Below are 3,269 nucleotides of genomic sequence, written 5' to 3' on the forward strand. Positions count from 1 at the left end.
CGTCGTCACTCCAGCTTGGGGTACCGCTCACCAACTCGCTTTGAGGAACACCGCGCCACACTGAACTGATCCTCCACGAAGGCCTTGCAATATCAGTTCCACTGGCGCAGCGTCTCATGACTGACCCCGATCCCGCGCTCTTGGAGCAGTTCCTGAACATCACGCTGGCTGAGGGAAAAGCGATGATAGAGCCAAAGAGCGTACTGGATGATGCTGAGCGGAAACCGGTGGCGGTAAGGCTTACGATCAGTCACAGATGCTCAGCCTATCGCGATTAACCTGCCAGAACCTCTAAAAGTATTTAGACCAGAAAAGTCTTCCTAGCTCTGCGCTTGCCACCTTGGGTGGCCTGGCAAATGCCAGAGGAAAAAGCAGCCCACGTTAGGAGAGGGATTGAAAGACGTCCAGTTGAGTTTTCTGTCCACATTTCTAAGGCACAGCGGGCTCTTGGCCAGAAGAGCTGACGATGAGGGAACTCCGCTGCTCTTGAAGAGGGTTTGAGCATTCACTCCAGAGCGTCAGTATGCCAAGCCACCACGTTTGATCACGAAGCCCACTTTGGTAAACACAATCATGACGGTTCGACCATCGGCTTTAAAATTCAGTCCCGTATTCTGAAAGATGCCCGTGGTGCTCATGCAGACTGCCTCGAGGCGGTAGTCCTTGCCCTTGACGAAGCGGGGAACGGGCGTCAGTTTGCCCAGAGGCTTGACCTGACCGGTCGGCGTCAGGGCCACGAACGTCTTCAGGATGCCCGTTTCGAAGACTTGCACCTGGACGGTGATGCAGGGCGAGGCGGCATCAATGACGGCCAACAATCCGTCAAGCTTCACTGATGCGGCACTGGAGAGCCCAGAGACCAGCAGGCTGAGAGCCAGTGCACCTGCGGCCGTCGACCTTCTCACGAAGGGTACAAGGATTGTTTTCATTTGAATCAGCCTATTGGCCTGATCCATACGGCCCTCTTACGAACGCTGAGCATTTAGGTCAGCTTCCCTAAGCTGAGCTGCAGTTTTTAGATTGTCCTTCTCTTCGCCTCCAAGCACAGTCACCGTGAACGGAAGACTCAAGTCTGCTGTTGACAAACCCTCATCAAAAAAGTTTCTGGTCAGGAACAGACGAATATCTTAGAAGCATGGCGCCAGGCTTCGAACTCACCATCCCCATCGACACAGATGACCTAGTCGCGAAATTCTTGTCTGTTTCAGAAGGAGCTCAGGGACTCCTGTTGGTCGGGATGAAGCTTGGATCACAACAGCCAGGTAAGGGAGAGCTGCTCAGGCTGCTGAATGTGTTGAGAACCGATCCTCGGACGCGGGAGATTGTCGCAAAGCTGGAAAGTGTTCCCTACACCCAACCTAAGAAATCGAAGGCTGAGCATCGGCAGAACCGCTTCCAGTTCCTCCGGAAGAGGACACCTCAGACCTAAAGAGCAATAACTGATGCACGTTGAGGTGCGCTTTTTGGCTCTTCGGAATCTCGGGTTTCGGAATGCACATATCTATTTCGATTACGCAAGATGATCCGCGAGTGAACCCAGGTCAGGACGCGGGGATCCAACGACTACTGACCTAACAAGCGTCGGCCCGAGCTAGGGAGTGGTTCTGACCGAGCGTTTGGGGTGGAAGGGAATGTAAGGCAGGATAAGAGAAGAAGAAGAAGCTTCTGACACTGCACCACCTTGTCAGTTCAAGGAATAACTTGGTATGAATACCGAACTCCCCTCGTAGCGCCACCCTCTGGCTGTGACCATTTCGCAGAATCAGAGTTTATCCCTGCGTCAGCTGGTATCCATGGTCAATTGGTCTCCCGAACAGATGTTCGTCCGTAAGCAATCCTGTCTTTGAGGTGCTCCCGCGGAGGCCGGAGCTTTGAAGACCATTGCCAGCCAAGTACACGCTCACTTGAAGCAGGAACTGGGCCAAGGCGGAGCACTCGGGAAGGCAGGGGAGGGGCATGCATGGCAGTTGTCTGCTCTTGCCGAGTGTCAAGATAATTTGGGCCATTCAGTGTGTTTATAAGGCGTCCCAAGCAGAGCGCAAAATAAGTTATTGGTGGAATAAAAACAGATGACGTACAAAATTTGCCTCACTGGCAAAAGCAGTCCTATTGATAACGACGTAAATCGGCATCATCTCTGGCCTTCACCAGCTCTGCCAAAGTTGTCACTGACAATCTGGACCCAGTGCAAAGCAGGCTCATTATTAATAACGCGCTGAACCGAGGCCATACAGCATTGACCGATTCAAATTCGTCCTCACAGGAAGGTCAGGAAGGGGCCTCGAACACTGTCTGAGTACTTCCGTACCCCATCCTTACCAGCCCGCCAAATCGTCCTTCAAGTCATCTGCCGCCAGCTGAGCGTAGCCTCGGCGGGTCGTGTCTACAGATTCATGTCCAAGGTGAGCTGCCACCCGTCCGAAATCTTTGATCTGCCGGAGAAGCCGGGTCCCCGCATATTTACGCCCTGGATGAAAGCCACGGAAGGGTACACCCACCTGGTTGAACGCCTTTCCCACGTGGTACCACGCCGTCATGACGCTGGCATAGCGGAAGACCTGGGTACTGGCGGTCGTTCGCTTACCGTCGGTATGTTCAGCACCTCCCGGCCCGTACACCCTCCGGTAGACCCGGGCCGCCCGGCTCAGACTGCTACTCATGGCCACGATGCGTCCTTTACCACTGCGGACGTGGATTCGCTTGGCACTTTCATCCAGGTCATCCCAGGCCAAAGCCAGAGCTTCACTGATTCGGAGTCCAGCATGGGCCGTGACGAACAGGAGGAACTTGGCCTGCACATCCGCATGTTCGAGGACATCGGCCAACTCATCTTCAGTGTACGGTGGCCGCTTGACAATCCCGGGCGTGTGGTCTTTGGGTACCGTGGCATCCCGGAACGGATCGGCTTCGGTGGCGCCCGCCCAGCGCAGGGCACGGTAGAAGCACGAGGCAGCGGCCACTTTCAATTGCACCCCTGTGGGCTGGCGGCCAGCCGCCAGCATATGGTTGATGTAGTTCTGCGCGTCATGCCGCCCAGGACGGAGCAGGTTCACTGCCTGAGCCGTGGCCTAGTCCAGAAACTGCCGCGCACCTAAGGCATACGCTTCGACCGTGCGGGGACTGCTCAGCACACCATTGCCCCCCTGATGGGCAAGGTAAGCGGTCGTCAAGCTGACTAGTACAGCGTCAATCGGTCAGGGTGGGATATAACCGACTCAGTTTGCGTCGTGCGTCCCCAGTGGTGAACTGCCAACAGATGCAAACGGCAC

3 protein-coding genes and 1 pseudogene are annotated in these 3,269 nt (G+C 55.2%); 1 reads left to right on the top strand and 3 read right to left on the bottom strand.

From position 1 onward, the window contains the following. Positions 1–98: 98 nt before the first annotated feature. Positions 99–254: pseudogene (locus F561_RS28485) on the bottom strand (IS6 family transposase); the annotation flags it as partial. A gap of 264 nt (positions 255–518) precedes the next feature. Further along, a complete protein-coding gene (locus F561_RS0124140) occupies positions 519–956 on the bottom strand; it encodes a hypothetical protein (RefSeq protein WP_019012532.1) in 438 nt (145 codons plus the stop codon). A gap of 179 nt (positions 957–1,135) precedes the next feature. Between F561_RS0124140 and F561_RS29600 the strand changes: the two genes are divergently transcribed. Next, entirely contained in the window at positions 1,136–1,429 is a 294-nt protein-coding gene (locus F561_RS29600; protein ID WP_019012533.1) for a hypothetical protein, read from the top strand. A gap of 886 nt (positions 1,430–2,315) precedes the next feature. Here F561_RS29600 and F561_RS26890 read toward each other — a convergent pair. Further along, positions 2,316–3,053 (bottom strand): tyrosine-type recombinase/integrase, encoded by a 738-nt coding sequence (locus tag F561_RS26890; RefSeq protein ID WP_019012535.1) that lies wholly within the window; start codon positions 3,051–3,053, stop codon positions 2,316–2,318. Positions 3,054–3,269: the final 216 nt, after the last annotated feature.

Origin of the sequence: Deinococcus aquatilis DSM 23025, from assembly GCF_000378445.1 — a bacterium.
Classification (GTDB): domain Bacteria; phylum Deinococcota; class Deinococci; order Deinococcales; family Deinococcaceae; genus Deinococcus; species Deinococcus aquatilis.